This window comes from Thalassospira sp. ABL2_045 (assembly GCF_056161285.1).
The window spans coordinates 44,622-62,782 of record NZ_JBSWYV010000003.1 but is presented as its reverse complement, the minus strand read 5'-3'; the positions used below and the strand labels follow the sequence as shown (position 1 = coordinate 62,782).

General features: G+C 54.4%; 13 protein-coding genes and 3 tRNA genes. 9 read left to right on the top strand and 7 right to left on the bottom strand.

The annotated features are described in order from the left end of the window. Window positions 1-12: 12 nt before the first annotated feature. Window positions 13-798 carry a DUF4198 domain-containing protein gene (locus ACXAIA_RS06260; RefSeq protein WP_475348581.1) on the bottom strand — a complete coding sequence of 262 codons (786 nt, stop codon included), beginning with the start codon at window positions 796-798 and terminating at the stop codon, window positions 13-15. Window positions 799-972: 174 nt separating this feature from the next. Between ACXAIA_RS06260 and ACXAIA_RS06255 the strand changes: the two genes are divergently transcribed. Together ACXAIA_RS06255 and ACXAIA_RS06250 are read left to right on the top strand one after the other, a co-directional pair. Continuing rightward, the gene (locus tag ACXAIA_RS06255; RefSeq protein WP_475348580.1) at window positions 973-2,466 is read left to right on the top strand and encodes a right-handed parallel beta-helix repeat-containing protein; all 1,494 of its coding nucleotides are present in this window, start codon (window positions 973-975) and stop codon (window positions 2,464-2,466) included. 120 nt (window positions 2,467-2,586) lie between these two features. Next, window positions 2,587-3,024, top strand: coding sequence for a MerR family transcriptional regulator (locus ACXAIA_RS06250; protein ID WP_475348579.1), 438 nt, complete (start codon window positions 2,587-2,589; stop codon window positions 3,022-3,024). A 77-nt stretch (window positions 3,025-3,101) separates the two neighbouring features. Here the strand turns inward: ACXAIA_RS06250 and ACXAIA_RS06245 are convergent, their stop codons facing one another. The 6 genes from ACXAIA_RS06245 to ACXAIA_RS06220 form a co-directional block, all read right to left on the bottom strand. After that, window positions 3,102-5,792, bottom strand: a complete 2,691-nt coding sequence (locus ACXAIA_RS06245) for a bifunctional acetate--CoA ligase family protein/GNAT family N-acetyltransferase (RefSeq protein WP_475348578.1) — start codon at window positions 5,790-5,792, stop codon at window positions 3,102-3,104. 233 nt (window positions 5,793-6,025) lie between these two features. Beyond that, window positions 6,026-6,343 (bottom strand): hypothetical protein, encoded by a 318-nt coding sequence (locus ACXAIA_RS06240; RefSeq protein ID WP_475348577.1) that lies wholly within the window; start codon window positions 6,341-6,343, stop codon window positions 6,026-6,028. A gap of 72 nt (window positions 6,344-6,415) precedes the next feature. After that, window positions 6,416-6,491: transfer RNA gene (locus tag ACXAIA_RS06235), tRNA-Asn, on the bottom strand. 257 nt (window positions 6,492-6,748) lie between these two features. Then, a tRNA-Asn gene (locus ACXAIA_RS06230) sits at window positions 6,749-6,824 on the bottom strand. Between the two features lie 4 nt (window positions 6,825-6,828). Continuing rightward, window positions 6,829-6,902, bottom strand: a tRNA-Cys gene (locus tag ACXAIA_RS06225). A 176-nt stretch (window positions 6,903-7,078) separates the two neighbouring features. Next, a complete protein-coding gene (locus ACXAIA_RS06220; RefSeq protein WP_475348576.1) occupies window positions 7,079-9,520 on the bottom strand; it encodes a methyl-accepting chemotaxis protein in 2,442 nt (813 codons plus the stop codon). Window positions 9,521-9,927: 407 nt separating this feature from the next. Here ACXAIA_RS06220 and ACXAIA_RS06215 point away from each other — a divergent pair, with 407 nt between their 5' ends. From ACXAIA_RS06215 to ACXAIA_RS06185, 7 genes are all read left to right on the top strand, one after another. Beyond that, window positions 9,928-10,581, top strand: a complete 654-nt coding sequence (locus ACXAIA_RS06215) for a protein-L-isoaspartate O-methyltransferase family protein (protein WP_475348575.1) — start codon at window positions 9,928-9,930, stop codon at window positions 10,579-10,581. Between the two features lie 40 nt (window positions 10,582-10,621). Further along, window positions 10,622-10,945 carry a rhodanese-like domain-containing protein gene (locus tag ACXAIA_RS06210; protein WP_475348574.1) on the top strand — a complete coding sequence of 108 codons (324 nt, stop codon included), beginning with the start codon at window positions 10,622-10,624 and terminating at the stop codon, window positions 10,943-10,945. Window positions 10,946-11,089: 144 nt separating this feature from the next. Then, the gene (locus ACXAIA_RS06205) at window positions 11,090-12,442 is read left to right on the top strand and encodes a TolC family outer membrane protein (protein WP_475348573.1); all 1,353 of its coding nucleotides are present in this window, start codon (window positions 11,090-11,092) and stop codon (window positions 12,440-12,442) included. Between the two features lie 118 nt (window positions 12,443-12,560). After that, window positions 12,561-13,208 (top strand): DUF2497 domain-containing protein, encoded by a 648-nt coding sequence (locus ACXAIA_RS06200; protein ID WP_475348572.1) that lies wholly within the window; start codon window positions 12,561-12,563, stop codon window positions 13,206-13,208. Window positions 13,209-13,298: 90 nt separating this feature from the next. Next, entirely contained in the window at window positions 13,299-15,965 is a 2,667-nt protein-coding gene (locus ACXAIA_RS06195; protein ID WP_475348571.1) for a valine--tRNA ligase, read from the top strand. Window positions 15,966-16,170: 205 nt separating this feature from the next. Next, window positions 16,171-17,571 (top strand): aminodeoxychorismate synthase component I, encoded by a 1,401-nt coding sequence (pabB, locus tag ACXAIA_RS06190; RefSeq protein ID WP_475348570.1) that lies wholly within the window; start codon window positions 16,171-16,173, stop codon window positions 17,569-17,571. Next, window positions 17,568-18,155 (top strand): anthranilate synthase component II, encoded by a 588-nt coding sequence (locus tag ACXAIA_RS06185; RefSeq protein ID WP_475348569.1) that lies wholly within the window; start codon window positions 17,568-17,570, stop codon window positions 18,153-18,155. Before pabB ends, ACXAIA_RS06185 begins: the two co-directional genes overlap by 4 nt. Window positions 18,156-18,161: the final 6 nt, after the last annotated feature.

Below are 18,161 nucleotides of genomic sequence, written 5' to 3'. Positions count from 1 at the left end.
GCCCAACTGAAATCAGTCCATTGCGTCCGTCTTGACCCAAAGCACGCCGCCGCGCTCAACCGGGACCTGTTGGTCACTGTCGGGGGCCGCCATGGTGCCGTCTTCGATCAGGGCGGCGAAGACCCACCAGCCGTCTTTGGGCATGGCATAATGGAAAATACCATTGGCGTCTGCCTTGATCACCTGGGTGGCAAAGGTCGCGTTGGGAAGGGTGATGCTGCCGTCATTGGCATATTCCACTTCAACCTCGGCAAACGGGACCGGCTCACCATTGTGACGCACCATGCCGGAAAAGACATTGCCGGTCCAAATGCCATAGGGGCGGGTAAGAGGTTCGATCTCGGCCGGGAAGCCCACCATCTGATCCCAGTCTTCGCCCGCGTCATAGGCATCAATAATCGTCTTGGTGTACTGGATGATGAACTTGCCTTCGGCGGGCTCATAGTACGGAACCGGCTCAAGATAAAAGGCGTAACCGCCCGGGGCTTTAAGCTGTGCTGTCGCATCAAAGGCGGTTTTACCATCGACTTTCTTGGCTTCGATGCTGCCCAGAAGGTCGGTCTTGGCGCCATTGAACTGCATACCGAACTGGAGCGGCTTTTCCATTTCCATTGCCGGACCATTGGTCATCGGGTGGGTGAAAGTCAGATCAAAGGACACCGTCCGCCCTGTTTCCTGATCAACAACATTGGTCGACGGGATCATTTTCTGAAAATGGGCCTGCGCGCCACTGGTGGCGGCAGCAGCAATGATCACGGAAAGAGATAGCTTGGAAAACAGGCCGGTTGCGAGGGACATGAAATGGTCCTTTATACGATAATATATTGGGTGAATGCCGTAAGTTCGTATCAGCATGAGATTGATTTAAAACATTTCATACAAAATATCAAAAGGTATGATTCATAAAAACAGACTTTTCCCAGAGTTGTTTTGGAGTATGGTTTTGCAATCGAAAACCGAAAGGGTGGGCTTATGGATATTGTTTACGTCTCAAGTGACGGGGGTGATCACTGGATCGATACGAAACTCCGTTCGACCCTGACCCTTGATCAGGCCATCGCGCAAAGCCAACCCGGCCAAATGATCCGGATGATTGCCGGTGATTATAGCTGTGATGCGCCCTTGCGGTTTCCGTGCAGCGGAACGGCAGAAAAACCGATCATTGTCCGTGGGGAGCCTGATGCGATCATTGATGCGGCAAAGCTTCCTGATCCGTCGATATCGGCAAGTAACCCCGGGCAGGCGGGGTTTGCCGTCTTCCAGTTGATCAATGTCGCCCATATCCGGTTGGAGCTGTTTACCATCAAACGCGCATGGCCGAGTGCGGTTTATATCGAAAACAGTCACGATCTGGCGTTTCGGGATCTTGATATCACGGAGGGCACCTATGCCTTCTATGCCAACGGGCAGCAGACACGTGGTATTTCGATCTCTGACTGCCGTTGGGTGCAGAATCCCGATATCTGGCGTCAGATCCGCTGGGACGAAATTCACGACGGCAAGGACGCGGATGGCAATGTTATCAAGGTCGAATATCGCTATCTGAACGGCGCGTTCTTTGGGTCGGATGACATTATCGGGGATGTAGAGATCATCCGAAACGATATCTGTGATTGCTATAATGGCGTTCGAATGGACGTATCCGCCCATAACCTTGAGGCGCCGATTGGCAGTTTTAACCGGGATGTGCGGATATTTGACAACCGTTTCCGATATATCCGCGACAACCCGGTCGAACCCGAAGCCACCGCAGTCGGTTGGTGGATCGGGCGCAACCGGTTCTATAACTGCCACAAGCTGTTCTCCCAGGACGGTGTGCGTGGCGGATTCTGGTACTATTTTGGCAATATCTGCTGGTTTGACAGCCGTCCCGGGCCCGAGGGGGATGAATATAATGGGGGCGCTGTCTTCAAGCTGGGCAAAGGTGGTTCTGTTGCCCAGCCGGATTACGTTTCCGTATGCCTGCACAACAGCTTTTTCCTGCGCCAGAAATACATCAAGAAGGGAACAACGCGCGGTCTGATCAATGCCCGCAATGCGATCGAGCACGCCGATCCCACCAAGCTGCCCGAAGACATGATGCCGCTTGATCAATCCTTCTTCGGGTCTGCTGACAAGCTTGAACTTTCTTCAGCCGGACCCTTGCCCGTGCAATTCACTGGCGATCTTGCGAACCATCCGACATATCCTGGGGTGTTTGATCCGTACCCGGGTGTTCTGAATGCGCCACGCGTCTCGGATACCCCGCTGTTTGAGGATGGATTGGGCGCACGCTTTGAACTCCGGCCGGAGCATCAGGAAGCTTACTGTGATCGCGTCACGGTTCCCTTGCCGGATGGCACTGATTGGCTGTCTTGTGGTGGGGTTTGGCCCGGTGCATTGATGAATGGGCAGGTGTTCGAAGGCCCGGATTATGTGCCGGTCGATCTTGATTACGTGCGGTCTTTGCCGACCTACAATGATTGAGGCGACGTGATCGTAAGACGCCACACAGGCTGTTTTCGCCTGACGTATGCGTAAATCTGTTGACTGGGCTGTCGGAATGTTGCGATGGTGACGGACCGCATTCAACAAACAAGAAAAACCATGAACGACAAGCTTTATAGCATTACCGAGCTGGCCGAAGAATTCGATATTACCCCGCGCGCGATCCGGTTTTATGAAACCAAAAATCTGCTTGCGCCGCAGCGGGCAGGGGCGACGCGTGTTTACAATTATCGTGACCGTGCGCGATTGATGCTTGTTTTGCGTGGCAAACGCCTTGGCTTCTCGCTTGAAGACATCAAGGAATATATCGACCTTTACGACGCCGATCGCAGCCGGACAGAGCAGCTTGCCCATCTGATGCTGGTCGGGCGTCGCCGGATCGAGGAACTTGAACAGCAGCTCGAAGACGTTCAGACGACCTTGCAGGAGCTGCGCACGATCGAGAATGAAGCAATTGATTCGCTGCGTGAAAAAGGCATTGACCCGGAAAAGGCCGTTTCTGATATCAAGGCGAAGCTGGTGGCAGAAACCGCCTAACATCCAGCGATGCTTCGTCAGAACGAAAAAGCCCGGCAAATCGCCGGGCTTTTGTTGTTTGATCGTGATGTGATGATTTATTCCGGATCACGCTGCAAGGGCAGGGTCACCTCAAACACATCCTCATCAGCAATGAATTTGCGGGTAAAGCCGAGGCTCTCGCAAAGGGTCAGCATCCGACGGTTATTGGGAAGGACCTGTCCAATGAAGGTTTCCGTGCCTTTGCGGCGGCAGAATTCGATCATTTTTTCCATCAGAATGCGGCCAAGACCGCGCCCCTTGATGTCGGAGCGGACCATGATCGCGTATTCGGCCTTTTCGTTGTTCGGGTCGATGACAACCTGAACGATGCCGTGGAATTCGACCTCTTCTTCACCGTCCATCAGAATGGCGAGGAACGCCATGTCACGATCGTAATCAAGCTGCGTCTGACGGGCCATCTCCGAATGCGGCAGTTCGCGAACAGAGCCGAAGAAGCGGAAATGAATGTCTTCCGGGGTCAGGCGCGACATGAACTCATAGTGGGCCGGTTCATCTTCGGGCTTGATCGGCCGCAACAGATAGGTCGTGCCATCATCCATCACGACTTTTTCTTTGAGATGGCGCGGGTAGGGATGAATGGCCAGACGGTTTTCATCGCTCAGAACCTTTGGCGTTACCTTGATGCGGGCATCCAGGGCAATCACACCTTCGCGGTCGGCGAGAAGCGGGTTCATATCAAGCTCGACAACCTCGCCAAGCTGCACAACCAGCTGCGACAGGCGTACGAGCGTCATGTAAAGCTCTTCCAGGTTGACCGCCGGAACATCACGGTAGCCTTGCAGAAGCTTGTGAATACGTGTGCCTTCGACCAGCTCGCGGGCAAGCTTCATGTTAAGCGGCGGCAATGCCATCGCACGGTCGCGGACAACCTCGACCTCGACACCGCCATGACCGAACAGGATGACCGGGCCAAAGATCGGGTCGGTGGTCATGCCGACGATCAATTCACGGGCACCGGAACGTTTGACCATTTCCTGCACTGTAAAGCCGCGCAGGCGTGCTTCCGGGAATTTTTCGCGGATGATACGCTGCATCTTCTCGGCCGCAGCCCGGACCTCTTCACCATTTTCAAGGTTCAGGACAACCCCGCCGACATCGGATTTATGGCTGATGTCGTCAGACAGGATTTTGAGTGCCACCGGACGACCGATCTTTTCGGCCTTGCTGACAGCATCCTGGACATCAAGGGCGGCATAGGTTTTGACCGTGTTGATGCCATAGCATTCGAGAACCGATTTCGCTTCCGGTTCGGTCAACATGTGGCGCCCGGCATGGATGGCCGAATGAATGATGCTCCGTGCCTTGTCGATATCAGGCGTGAAATCATGCGGTACGGATGGCGGCGTTTCCATCAGAAGATCTTGCAGCTTGCGGAAATTGACCATGTGCTGGAAGGCGGCGACGGCGTTTTCTGGCGTGCGATAAGTCGGAATCCCCGCCGCATAGAACATGTTGCGGGCTTCCGCCACCGTGGCTTCACCGACCCAGTTGGTCAGGATGTTCTTCTTGCTGCCCTTGATCGTGTCGATCACACCCTGTGCGACCTCGACAGGGTCGGTGATTGCAGTCGGGGCATGCATGACCAGCAAACTGTCGATATTCTTGTCTTTCAGGACCGCATCAATGGTCTTGGCGTAGCGCTCGCCGGGGGCGTCACCAATTATGTCGACTGGGTTGGCATGCGACCATGTTGGCGGCAGAACGTCATCCAGCGCAGAAATGGTTTCGTCTTCAAGATGTGCCAATTGGCCCTTACGTTCGATAAGGGCATCAACGGCGAGAACACCAATACCGCCACCATTGGTAACGATGCCAAGTTTGTCTCCGCGGAACGGGCGCATGCGCGATAGTGTTTCCGCGGCCGAGAACATCTCACTGACCGTATACACGCGCAAAACACCGGCCCGTTTGATCGCCGCATCAAAGACGTCATCGGCGCCAGCAAGTGCACCGGTATGTGATGCGGCGGCGGCTGCACCCTCGGCAAAGCGGCCGGATTTGATGCACAGGATCGGCTTGTTACGGGAAGCCGCGCGGGCGGCAGAGATGAAGCTTCGGCGTTCATGGATAGATTCAATATAAAGCATGATCGCCCGGGTATCGGGATCAGACCCCAGATAATCGATCACATCGCCAAAATCGACGTCGTCACATTCACCGAGCGAGATGAAGTGCGAAAACCCGATTCCACGTGCCGCAGCCCAATCAAGGACAGCTGTGCACAGGGCACCAGATTGCGAGACAAAGGCGATCTTGCCGCTGCCAATGCTTTGATGACTGAAGCTGGCATTCAGACCAATGCCGGGTACCATCAAGCCAAGGCAGTTCGGGCCAAGCAGGCGGATCTTTTTGGCGGCCGCGATATCGAGCATCGCCTGTTTGACGTTGCGCTTTTCGTCATATTGCTCCGCCGACAGGCCGGCAGTCAGCACGATGGCGGCAAGGCAGCCTTTTTCCGCCAGACATTCCATGACCGGCACCACGCCCTTGGGCGGCACACAGATCACGGCAAGTTCCGGAACCACCGGCAGGCTGTTGACGTCTGGATAGGCCAGAACGCCGCCAATAGACTGGCTGCGTGGATTGACCGGCATGATCGGGCCATCAAAGCCGCCAGCAAGCAGGTTTTTCATCAACACACTGCCAACAGAGTGCGGCCGGTTTGACGCGCCAATCACGGCAACCGATTTGGGTTTGAACAGATGATCGAGGTTGATTGTACTCATCGCCAAATTGCGCCTTGTCCTGTGGGCAGGGCCGGGTTTCAGCCAATTCGCCCTATATGGTGATGCGCATGCCAGATTGTCAGCACGCCATCCATGATGCAGTGCGGTATTTTAGAGGCGTAATAATTATATTGATTTGCTGTGCATCAATAAAGCACTGCGCACACGAAGTTTTTGTGGCAGTGCATTGCAGCGAATCCGCACCGCCCGATCACCAACGCACGGGCAGGGCGTTAATGAACGTGACCATGATGGCCGTCATCATCAAACCGTTCGGATTCTTCAAGCCAGGTTTCGACTTCTTCCTGCGACGACATGGCCAGCGCGATTTCAAGATCGCTTTGCACGTGGGCAAGGCTGTCAAACATCGGGCACCAGCCAAAGGCCTGAATGCGCGGATCCGTATTCGACGAGATGGTAAACAAATCGCCATCAATCGGGTGCACCATCCCATGAATGACGCCGTTATCCCCAACAATCAGCCAGCCGCGGGTCGATCCGGAAAGGGTCGCAAGTTCTACTTCGCGCAGGTCGATTTTGACGGTCTTCATCACGTGATCATCCATCATGTCTGTGGGGCAAAAGCAAAAGGGACCGAACAATCTGTTCGGTCCCTTTTTAATTGGCTCCGGCAGCAGGACTCGAACCTGCGACCCAATGATTAACAGTCATTTGCTCTACCAACTGAGCTATGCCGGATCAGGCGTTGCGCGTCTCTCGAAGCGCGTGGCAGGTGTATAATCAAACAGTCCGAGGGCCGCAAGACCTTTTTTGAGAAAATCCGGCCAAAATCGTGTCTTTTTTCAACGCGATCAAATCTGGTGGCGGGCGGGTCAAAACGGGGTTGAAATAGGCGTGCCGTTATACGCGTTGGTCCGCTGTTGAGAATGCCGTCAGCTCGAACCGAAATGGGCCGTGAAAAGCAAAAACCCCCGGAACAGCGTTCCAGGGGTTTATGGCTCCGGCAGCAGGACTCGAACCTGCGACCCAATGATTAACAGTCATTTGCTCTACCAACTGAGCTATGCCGGATCAGTGGAGGCGCGAGCCGGAATCGAACCGGCGTGCAAGGATTTGCAGTCCTCTGCGTAACCACTCCGCCATCGCGCCTTTGCGTTGGCTGGAGCGGTGTATAGCCCCAACAAACATAGCCCGTCAAGCACCCAATTTTACATTTTTCTGAAGGCCCGAAGAATAGGCGCACGAAAAAGAAAAAACCGCCCGGAAAACTCTCCGGACGGCTTTTGCTAGATTGGGTATAGGACCGGATGAGGCAGGTGGGCGGGTTAGCCCGCTTTTTTACCAAAGCGGTTTTCAAGCCACGGCCGCAGACGCTCTTCGCGGATTTTGCTTGGTGCAAAATCAAGATTGGCGATGGTGTCGAGCGCGTTTTCAACCTCAAACGGAATGGTGGTGTTTGGCCCGTCGATGGTGATTTCGCCTTTCGTGCCCTCAGCAATTGGTTCGGCAAGCGACACCTTGGTGCCACCGGCAGAGATATCGATGGTTTGGCCACGCACTTGTTTTCCACCAACAGTTACTGTCGCGGCAAGCTGCGCATCGTAACGCGGATCTTTGCGGCGGTTCACTTCCGGGGTTGCCGTGCGAACGATTCGAACAAGGCTGTTGCGCAGTTCAGCGATGCTAGCATCGACTTCTTCGGCGATCTTGTTCATGTCAGCCGCGCGGGCGAGGTTGTCTTGCGCTTCGGAGGCAACATGACCGATCTTTTCGGTTACCTCGTTGGATGCTTCGGCCGTTTGGACGACGTTGCGCGCGATTTCCTGTGTGGCGTCATCCTGTTGACGGACATTGACGGCAACGTTGGAAGCAACCTCATCGACGCGCCGGATGCTTGCTGACATCTGTTGAACAGTGGACACCACCGAGCCGGTAACATTCTGGATCTCACCCAGTTGACGGGTGATTTCCTCGGTCGATTTGGCCGTCTGGTTGGCAAGGTTTTTGACTTCCTGTGCGACCACGGCAAAGCCTTTACCGGCATCACCGGCGCGCGCTGCCTCGATGGTGGCGTTCAGCGCCAGAAGGTTGGTCTGGGCGGCGATGTCACCAATCAGCTCGGCGACCTCGCCAATGCGATCAACGCTGTCTTTGAGGGATGTAACGGTGTTTTCCGAACTTTCACCGGCCTGATTGGCTTCGGCCGTCAGGGTTGTTGCTTCTTCGATCTGGCGGCTGATTTCACGGATGGAGGCCGCCAGTTCTTCGGATGCACCGGAAACCGTTTCGGCATTTGCCAGGGCTTCGTGGGCTGCCGCAGCAACACTTTCGGAGTTTTCAGAAACACGTTCTGATGATCCTGCCATATCGCCTGCGGCAGAGTTCAGGCGCTGGGTCTGATCAATGATCGACTGAACGACCTTCTGCAGTTCCTGCTCAACGGTTTCGGCAAGACCGCGAAGGGCGCCGACACGTTGGGTGTTGGCCTTTGCTTCATTCTCGTCACGTTCCAATCGGTTGTAGGCGACCTTGGCGTGAAGTGCGCGCAACTGTTGGGTGATCGGTTTGAAGTCAGGCATTTTCGGCAAGGGGATGTGATAGGCCGAGTCATTTCTTGCCATTGCCTCGAAATGGTTACCCATCTCTTCCAATGGGCGACGGAATTTTCGGGTCAAAGCGGCGCCATATATGAAAGTCATTGCGGCAGCTGCTGCAAGAAGCAGAGCCGTGATGACCACTGCCATTGTGAAATCGGCACGGGCCTTTTCAACCTGCTGACCAACAATAACGTTCTGAACAACCGACAGATTTCCGATCTGTTCGGTTAGCGGATCAATCGTCTGATAGAGCTCATCTTTGACCAATGCATCAAGTGCAGCGGTGTCTTTCTGGATAAAGATTTCACGCAGACGGGCAATCAGTTCGTCTGCTGGCGGGATCATGTTTTTCACTTGCGTGATGATCTGGGCTTCGTCCGGATCAATATTGCGCGCAAAATAGATATCAAGGTTTTCCTTGATGCGCTGTTCGGCAAGATCGATGCTTTCAATACCTTCCTGCCAGGTGAAGTTGCCATTGCGCACCTTGTGGGAGGCATCGACGACAAACACGGCGTAGTCATCAGATACCTGCTTCAAAAGGTTCAGCGGCTTTACCCGATTATCATAAACACGTTCTAGAGTTTGCTCTGTCTCGTACTCACCATAAAGCGCGTAGCCGCCGATCAGGAGCATCAGAACAAACATCGTCCCAAACGCAAGCGTCAGTGTACCTTTGATGCTGGCAAAAAAGTTTTTAATCTTTGAGGCGGTGCTGGTGTCGATGATTTCACCAAACTCAAGGCCGACATCTTTTGCTTCTCCCTTGCGCAGGTCCGCATATACGCTTTCGGCGGTTTTCTTTTCTGCCTCGGTTGGTTTGGTCCGGATCGAGATATAGCCGGCCACTTCGCCTTTCTCGATTACTGGGGTCACGTTGGCGCGCACCCAATAGTGATCGCCATTCTTTGCGCGGTTTTTAACAAGTCCCTGCCACGGCAAACCAGCCTTGATGGTTTCCCAAAGGTTTGCGAAGGCTTCCTTTGGCATATCCGGGTGACGGACAATGTTATGTGCGGCGCCAGAAAGCTCCGCTTCGCTGAAGCCACTGATATCAACGAAAGCCTGATTGGAAAACGCGATACGGCCCCCCGTATCCGTTTTCGAGACGAGGATATCCTCATCCTGCATTTCTATTTCGCGATTGGTGACCGGACCATTATCACGCATTTCAGGTGTTCCCCTTTGATGATATGTCGTTACGGCAATTGGCGGAGACCGCAGCAAGGCGTTTTATGCAAGTAATGCCTGTGCTTAGATAGTGAATATATACTAGGGTATAATGCCCTCATATGGGGACGCTCCATGCATCCCTGAGCATCCCTGAGAAGTTTTTAATGCTTTGTTTTTCGGGGGGCGTCTTTGATCTGCTGCAAATCAACGTAATATCGTATGAAGATATGCCGACTGTTGTGTGAAAGAAAAGAAAATCCACGCTCAAAGAGGGGCTTGCGCTTGATCCGTGGTTGTCAGGTGCTTAAGTGGCAACTATAAACAGGGCAATTGCCGTAGCCGTCTTTGGGGACAACAAGGGGACTGCGGTCTGTTTCTCGCGAGAATTTTCAGGTCAGATAATCATGGATTACCAAGTCGCGCGCCATAACATGGTGGAAAATCAGGTTCGGACCAACAAGGTTACCGATCCGCTGGTCATCGCAGCGATGGAAGGGGTTCCGCGCGAACTGTTCCTGCCCGAAGCCAAGCGCGGTGTCGCCTATATTGACGAAGACATTGCTGTTGGTGGTGGTCGTTTCGCCATGGAGCCGATGGTCATTGCACGCCTCATGCAAAGTGCACAGATCGCCGAAACCGATGTCGCCCTGGTGATTGGCGCCGGGTATGGCTATTCAAGCGCGCTGATGTCGCGCGTTGCCGAAACCGTTGTGTCGGTTGAAAGCGACAAGGACATGGCGGCCGCAGCGGAGGCGACCTTCCAGGCAGAAAACTACGACAACGTTATTGTCGTTGAAGGCGATATGGCCACCGGCTATGCCAAACAGGCGCCCTACAACGTCATTATCTTTGATGGTGCCGTTGCCGAGGTTCCGGCGGCAATCCTTGAACAGGTTTCCGAAGGTGGTCGTTTGCTGGCGGTTGTCCGTGAGCCGGGCAAGGTCGGCGTTGCACGCCTGTATGACCGCGAAAACGGTATCATCGGTCATCGCGATCTGTTTGATGCGAACATTCCGTATCTTCCGGGCTTCGAGCCGGAAGAAAGCTTTGTCTTCTGATTTGGCTTTCGGATTCTGAACGGGCCCGGGTTAAGGTTTGATGGTGTTCGATATCAGTTGTGAAGAGCTAGCATCGCGACTTGATGACGCAACACCGATGACCTTGCTTGATGTCCGCGAAGACTGGGAACTAGAAATCTGCGCGATCCGTCAGGCGCTGCATATTCCGCTTTCCGAGCTGTCGGGCAGGGTGGATGAACTGGCACCTGACAAGCCTCTTGCGATCATTTGTCATCATGGCGTTCGCAGTCGTCATGCCGGCCGGTTCCTTGAGGACCGTGGATTTAAAGAGGTTTTTAATGTTCGCGGCGGTATAGATGCATGGGCGCTTGAAATTGAGCGCGATATGAGCCGCTACGATTGAGAACGGCAATGACGGAGAAACGGGGCACATTACTTTTTTTTGATGCAAATGCCTCTTTTCTTGGAAATTTTTTCTTCCGTCGTTACCATACGTGAAACTGCGCCGGGGTCGGGACTTGGTGTAGGATTTTACAAGGGTAGATAAATGATCAAACGGTTCTTGCTGACCTGCAGTATTCTGGCGACCGGCGGCGTGGTTGCCGGTGGTGCTTCTGCAGAAAGCCTGGAAGACGCGCTTATCAAGGCGTACCAGAGCAACCCGACACTCGAAGCCGGCCGTGCGTCTTTGCGTTCGACCGACGAAGAAATTTCCTCGGCCCTGTCCAACTGGCGGCCGAGTGTCAGCCTTTCGGGCAGTGCAGGTGTTCGTGACTACGAAACCGAAGTCAACGGTACCAATACCGATAACAGCCTGACGCCGTACACGGTTGGCCTTGATGTTACGCAGCCGCTCTATCGTGGTGGGCGGACCACGGCAGAAACCGAACGTGCAGAATCCCGCATCAAGGCAGCGCGCGCTTCGCTGCGCTCGACCGAGCAGGATGTGATGTTGCAGGTTGCAACGGCCTATTTCAACGTTCTGCGTGACACGGCTGTTGTTGAACTTAATCAGAATAACGTCCGTGTTCTTGAACGTCAGCTTGAAGCAACGCGTGACCGCTTTGCGGTTGGTGAAGTCACCCGTACCGACGTCTCGCAGGCCGAAGCCCGCCTTGCCGGTGCGAAAGCCGATCTGATTTCAGCGCAGGGTGCGTTGGCCAATACCCGCGCGCAGTATGAGCGCCTTGTTGGCAACCCGCCGAGCAATCTTGAAATCCCAAACCCGCTTGCCGGTCTTCCGACCAGCATTTCTGACGTTCTGTCAATTGCGCAGGGTCAGCATCCGGATGTTCTGCAGGCGGTTTACAGCGAAGAAGCCGCGCAGTCGGATATTCGTCTGAGCGAAGGGTCGCTGTATCCGGAAGTCAATCTGGCTGCCGGTGTCGAGCGCGCACATGAAGCCTCGACCGAGGATTTCACGGCTGACAGTGCTGACATCATCGCATCGGTATCGATCCCGCTTTACCAGCAGGGTGCTGTTTTCTCGAACGTTCGTTCGGCAAAGCAGACGGCCGGTCAGGCACGCATTCAGATTGATGAAGCACGTCGTGCCGTAATTGAAAATGCGACCAGTGCCTGGGAGACGCTTGTGACCGCGCGTGCAAGCATCGAATCGCAGCAAGCACAGGTTTCATCGGCTGAAGTCGCCCTTGATGGTGTTCAGCGTGAAGCGTCGGTCGGATCGCGTACCGTTCTTGATGTTCTTGATCAGGAACAGGAACTTCTGCAGGCGCGTGTGGATCTTGTCGGATCGCGCCGTGATGCTGCCGTTGCAGAATTTCAGGTCAAGGCTGCCATGGGCGCGCTCAATGCGCAGGTCCTTGGTCTGCCGGTCGAAGTTTATGACACTGAGTCCAACTATAACAAGGTCAAGGACCAGTGGTGGGGAACGGATTGATTTGTTGATGGTCGGGGCAGGGTGAATAACCCTGCCTTCGGACTTGGGTCGGATCGGTCTGGTTGAATGACACTAGTGCGGAAGTTTAATTATGAGTGACGGGCAACAAGAACCTTCCATGGAGGATATCCTCCAGTCCATCCGCAAGATTCTTGCCGATGAGGGGGACGAAGAAAAACAGGAAGCTGCTCCTGAACCTGAACCGACGCCGGAACCGGAACCCGAGCCAGAACCTGAGCCGGAACCCGAGCCAGAGCCGGAACCCGAGCCAGAACCGGAACCCGAGCCAGAAGAAGAAATCGACGAGCTCGTTCTTGATGAAGAACCAGAAGAGCTTGAATTCGACGACGAACCCGAAGAGCTCGAGCTAGACGAGCCGGAAGAAGAGGAAGAACTCGAACTCGACGATATGCTCGATTTCGACGAAACCCCTCTGGAAGAAGAATTCGAAGAGCCGGAACCGGAGCCAGAGCCAGAACCGGCAATGCCAGCGCTTTATGACGATGAGGAAGATGACGAGCCGCTGATTTCCAATATGACGGAATCAACAGCGACCGGCACCATCTCCGAACTGGCGCAAGCTGTTGCAAAGAAACGCGCAGTTGCGCTTGGCGTCAATGCAGGACATGCCACCCTTGAAGATCTGGTGCGCGACATGCTGCGCCCGTTGCTTAAGGAATGGCTTGACGAAAACCTGCCCTATATGATCGAACGCCTTGTGAAAAAGGAAATCGAGCGGATTGTGAACCGCGCCGAAGACCTGTAGGCGAGCCGATTTTGACATTCGAGCGGCGCGCCAACGGTGCGCCGCTTTTTCTTTGTACAGATGATGAAACCCGCAGCGGATCAAAAGACCATGTTGGAGAAGACCTACAACCCGGCCGATGTTGAAGGCAGACTTTACGATAAATGGGAAAAAGCAGGTGCCTTTGCCTGTGATGTGAGCTCAAATGCCGATCCCTATGTCATCATGATGCCGCCGCCCAACGTGACCGGCAGCCTCCACATGGGGCACGCACTGACCTTTACGCTTCAGGATATCCTGATCCGCTACAACCGGATGAAGGGTAAAGACACCCTTTGGCAGCCAGGCACCGACCATGCCGGTATCGCGACCCAAATGGTGGTCGAGCGCCAGCTTGGCGAACAGAATGTCACGCGCCATGACCTTGGTCGTGAAAAGTTCGTCGAGAAGGTCTGGGAGTGGAAGGAAAAGTCCGGCGGGACCATTACCAACCAGCTGCGCCGTCTTGGCGCGTCGCCGGATTGGCCGCGTGAACGCTTTACCATGGATGACGGCCTGTCAGCTGCGGTCCGCAAAGTGTTTGTCAAACTTCACAAGGATGGCCTGATTTACCGTGACAAGCGTCTGGTGAACTGGGACCCGAAGCTTTTGACCGCCATTTCCGACCTTGAAGTCGTTCAGAAAGAAGTCAAAGGCCATTACTGGCACTTCAAATATCCGATCGAAGGGCGTGATGGCGAGTTCGTAACGGTCGCAACCACGCGTCCGGAAACCATGCTGGGCGATACCGGTATTGCCGTGCATCCGGAAGACGAACGGTACAAGGACCTGATTGGGAAATACTGCATCCTGCCGATCGTGGGCCGTCGGATCCAGATCGTGGCGGACGAATATGCCGATCCGGAAAAAGGATCGGGCGCGGTGAAGATCACACCGGCCCACGATTTCAATGACTTCGAGGTCGGCAAACGCGCCGGTCTGGAAAAGATCAACATCATGGATGATCACGCGCGCATCAATGATGAAGCGCCGGAAGAGTACCGTGGACTTGATCGCTTTGAAGCCCGCAAACAGATCGTCGCCAAGATGGACGAGCTGGGCCTGCTCGAGAAAATCGAAGATACCGTTCACATGGTGCCCTATGGCGACCGTTCGAACGTTGTGATCGAGCCGTATCTGACCGACCAGTGGTTCGTGAATGCCGAAGTTCTGGCCAAACCGGCAACCGAGGCGGTTGAAAACGGGCGTATTCGTTTCGTGCCGAAAAACTGGGAAAACACCTATTACGAGTGGATGCGCAACATCCAGCCGTGGTGTATTTCCCGTCAGCTGTGGTGGGGGCATCGCATCCCGGCATGGTTCTGCCCGGATGGTGAATTCTTTGTCGAGGAAACCGAAGAAGAAGCCAAGGCAGCCGCCAAGGCCCATTACGGCAAGGATGTCGAGCTGACCCAGGAAACGGATGTTCTCGATACCTGGTTCTCGTCTGGCCTTTGGCCGTATTCGACCCTTGGCTGGCCGGAAAACACGCCTGAGCTTGCCAAATACTATCCGGGCGACGTTCTGGTCACCGGTTTTGACATCATCTTCTTCTGGGTTGCCCGGATGATCATGATGAGCATGTATTTCATGGACGGCAAAGTCCCGTTCCGTGATGTCTATATTCATGCGCTGGTACGTGATGAGCACGGTCAGAAGATGTCCAAATCCAAGGGCAACGTGATAGATCCGCTCGAAATCATTGATGAATATGGCTGTGATGCGCTGCGCTTTACCCTGACCGCGCTTGCGGCACAGGGGCGTGATATCAAGCTTGCTGCATCGCGTGTTGAAGGCTATCGCAACTTCGCAACCAAGCTTTGGAATGCAGCCCGCTTTGCTGAAATGAACGAGTGCAAGCCGGTGGATGGCTTTGACCCTGCAAGCGTGAAATCGACCCTTGGTCGCTGGATCGTTGGCAAGACGGTTGAAGCCGCCAAGTCTGTTGGCAACGGTATTGAGACCTATCGCTTCAACGATGCTGCAAGCAGCGCCTATCAGTTCGTCTGGGGTTCGTTCTGTGACTGGTATCTGGAACTGGCCAAGCCGGTTCTGATGGGCAATGACGAAGAAGCCAAAGCAGAAATTCGCGCGGTGACCGCCTGGGTTCTTGATCAGATCCTTTTGATCCTGCATCCGATCATGCCGTTCATCACCGAAGAACTTTGGGACAAGACGGCCGACAGTCGTGCAAAGATGCTGATCGCTGAAGGTTATCCAGCATTTGACGAAGCCCTGATTGATCGTCAGGCAGAAGCCGAAGTTGATCTGGCCATCCGCCTGATCGGGGATATCCGCGGTGTCCGTTCGGAAATGAATGTACCGCCAGCAGCCGAAGTGCCGATCTATCTGGTGGATGCGTCTGATGCGATGAAGGCGGCTGTTTCCGCACAGGAAGCCCAGGTCAAACGCCTTGCACGTGTTGCCGAGATTTCCTTCAAAGGGCAGGGCGATGTCGAAGCCATTGCCAAAGGGGCGATCCAGACTGTGGTTGATGGCGTGACGGTCTTTGTTTCTGTCGCCGATTTCATCGATGTTGCGGCGGAAAAGGCCCGTCTGGAAAAGGAAATCCAGGACAAAACCAAATACATCAAGGCACAAGAAGGCAAACTCTCGAACGAGAAGTTTGTCAGCCGTGCGCCTGAACACATCGTGAGTGCTGAGAAAGCCAAGCTTGAGGAAGCCAAGGATACCCTGGCGAAGCTCAACGAGGCGTTCGAACGTATTGCTTCGATGTAATCAGGATTTCGATGCTTCATGCAAAAGGCCAACCTTGATCGGTTGGCCTTTTCTTTTTTGGAGCTGGAAATCACATCCAGGCAATAAAAACCTTCGCCAGATTGCAACAGAATCGCTTAGATTGGCGTGCTTTGTCATGGATATGGCGCCAGCCCGCACGTCGCGGCGGTTTTGATCCCTTTTCCCGCAAGATTGCCCCTGCTGAATGCTGATAGAAGAATGCCCCTATATCGAGCCCGTCGATGCCTACGGTGCCTTTGCCATCTTTGCTGATAGCCACTTTCTGGATTCTGGTGATCGGGACCGGTTTTCCTACATCGTGGTATCGCCGTTACACAAGCTGACGGCAAAGAACGAGCAGGCGGTCCTGGATGGTTTTGACGTGCCCGGTGATCCGTTTGATGTGCTTGATGATCTGTTAGGGCGCTACGCGGTCGAGACGCGCGATGATCTTCCACCATTTCAGGGCGGGGCGGTCGGCTATTTCGGGTATGAGCTGGCTCATCAGACCGAAGTTCTCCCGGTGGCGGCCGATGACTGGCTTTCGATGCCCGATATGGCGGTCGGGATCTATGATCTGGTGGTTGCCTTTGATCAGCATGAACGTCGCATGTGGCTGATCTCGACAGGCATTCCAGAGGCGCCCGGACCCAAGCGTGATCAACGTGCAAATGATCGCATGACCCTGGTGCGCAAGTATCTGAAACTTGCCAAGCCCCTGATCGATACACCGGCAGCGCCGCACAAGCCGGAAGTCTTAAGCTGGCAATCGAATTTTGATCGCAGCGCCTATGAGGTCGCTGTGCAGCGCGTGATTGATTACATCTTTGCCGGCGATATTTTTCAGGCCAACCTGTCACAAAGTTTCCGGGCGGAATATCCGGGCGATGCGGTCCCAACGCGGTTTGATCTGTATCGCCGTTTGCGTGATATCAGCTCCGCCCCGTTTGGCGCGTTCCTGAATTTTGGCGATGTTGCGGTCCTGTCGAACTCGCCAGAGCGGTTTCTTAAGGTCACCAACGGTCAGATCGAAACCAAACCGATCAAGGGCACGCGTCCCCGCGGCGAGACGCCGCTCAGCGATGCGGAACAGGCACAGGAATTAATGTTGTCGACTAAGGATCGCGCGGAAAACGTTATGATCGTGGACCTTTTGCGCAATGACCTGTCAAAAGTGAGTAATCCTCACACTGTGAAAACGCCGGCGATTTGCGCGCTGGAAAGTTATGCCAATGTCCATCATCTGGTTTCGACAGTTACCGGTGAACTGAAAGACGGTAAGACCGCGATCGATGCCCTGCGAGCCTGTTTCCCCGGTGGATCCATTACAGGTGCCCCGAAAATCCGGGCCATGGAAATCATTACGGAACTCGAGGGAACGACACGTGGGGCTTATTGCGGGGCGATCGGCTATGTCGGGTTTGATGGCAGCATGGATACCAACATTGCGATCAGAACGCTTAGCGTGAATGGCGGCAAGATGGCCTTTAATGTTGGCGGCGGGATCGTTGCCGACAGTGATCCGGGGCTGGAATACGAGGAAACGTTGGTCAAGGCCGCCAAAATGTTCGAGTTGTTCGGGATTGATGCAGAGGGTCTGACATGATCCTTTTGATTGATAACTACGATTCCTTCGTCTTCAACCTTGCCCGTTATCTTGAAGAACTGGGCCATGCTGTTAGCGTTGTCCGCAATGACGAGATTACCCCGGATGATGTGCGCACCAAGAAGCCAGAGGCGATTGTATTTTCACCCGGGCCATGTGGACCCGATGAAGCGGGGAACAGTCTTGATCTGATTAACGCGCTTAAGACCGAGTTCCCGATGTTAGGGGTGTGTCTTGGCCATCAGTCGATCGCGCAGGCCTTTGGCGGGACTGTCAAACGGGCAAAACGACCGGTCCATGGCATGACATCGGACATCCGTCACACTGGAAGCGGTTTGTTCGCGGGATTAAACAATCCTTTGCAAGTCACGCGTTATCATTCGTTAATTGTTGATTTGCCAAATGATGGCAGTTTGATTGAGACAGCAACGGGGCCGGACGGCGAGGTCATGGCATTTGCCCATGCGACCCTGCCGCTTTATGGCGTTCAGTTTCATCCCGAGGCTGTCCTGACGGAACAGGGCCACGCATTGTTGGCCAATTTTCTGAAACGTGCTTCCGGGCAGGGAGCCGACAACGACTAAAAGGGA

What these genes read in the sequence shown, in the direction of transcription:
- ACXAIA_RS06260 (WP_475348581.1), bottom strand. Translation starts at nt 798, where the DNA reads ATGTCCCTCGCAACCGGCCTGTTTTCCAAGCTATCTCTTTCCGTGATC.
- ACXAIA_RS06255 (WP_475348580.1), top strand. Translation starts at nt 973, where the DNA reads ATGGATATTGTTTACGTCTCAAGTGACGGGGGTGATCACTGGATCGAT.
- ACXAIA_RS06250 (WP_475348579.1), top strand. Translation starts at nt 2,587, where the DNA reads ATGAACGACAAGCTTTATAGCATTACCGAGCTGGCCGAAGAATTCGAT.
- ACXAIA_RS06245 (WP_475348578.1), bottom strand. Translation starts at nt 5,792, where the DNA reads ATGAGTACAATCAACCTCGATCATCTGTTCAAACCCAAATCGGTTGCC.
- ACXAIA_RS06240 (WP_475348577.1), bottom strand. Translation starts at nt 6,343, where the DNA reads ATGAAGACCGTCAAAATCGACCTGCGCGAAGTAGAACTTGCGACCCTT.
- ACXAIA_RS06220 (WP_475348576.1), bottom strand. Translation starts at nt 9,520, where the DNA reads ATGCGTGATAATGGTCCGGTCACCAATCGCGAAATAGAAATGCAGGAT.
- ACXAIA_RS06215 (WP_475348575.1), top strand. Translation starts at nt 9,928, where the DNA reads ATGGATTACCAAGTCGCGCGCCATAACATGGTGGAAAATCAGGTTCGG.
- ACXAIA_RS06210 (WP_475348574.1), top strand. Translation starts at nt 10,622, where the DNA reads ATGGTGTTCGATATCAGTTGTGAAGAGCTAGCATCGCGACTTGATGAC.
- ACXAIA_RS06205 (WP_475348573.1), top strand. Translation starts at nt 11,090, where the DNA reads ATGATCAAACGGTTCTTGCTGACCTGCAGTATTCTGGCGACCGGCGGC.
- ACXAIA_RS06200 (WP_475348572.1), top strand. Translation starts at nt 12,561, where the DNA reads ATGGAGGATATCCTCCAGTCCATCCGCAAGATTCTTGCCGATGAGGGG.
- ACXAIA_RS06195 (WP_475348571.1), top strand. Translation starts at nt 13,299, where the DNA reads ATGTTGGAGAAGACCTACAACCCGGCCGATGTTGAAGGCAGACTTTAC.
- pabB (WP_475348570.1), top strand. Translation starts at nt 16,171, where the DNA reads ATGCTGATAGAAGAATGCCCCTATATCGAGCCCGTCGATGCCTACGGT.
- ACXAIA_RS06185 (WP_475348569.1), top strand. Translation starts at nt 17,568, where the DNA reads ATGATCCTTTTGATTGATAACTACGATTCCTTCGTCTTCAACCTTGCC.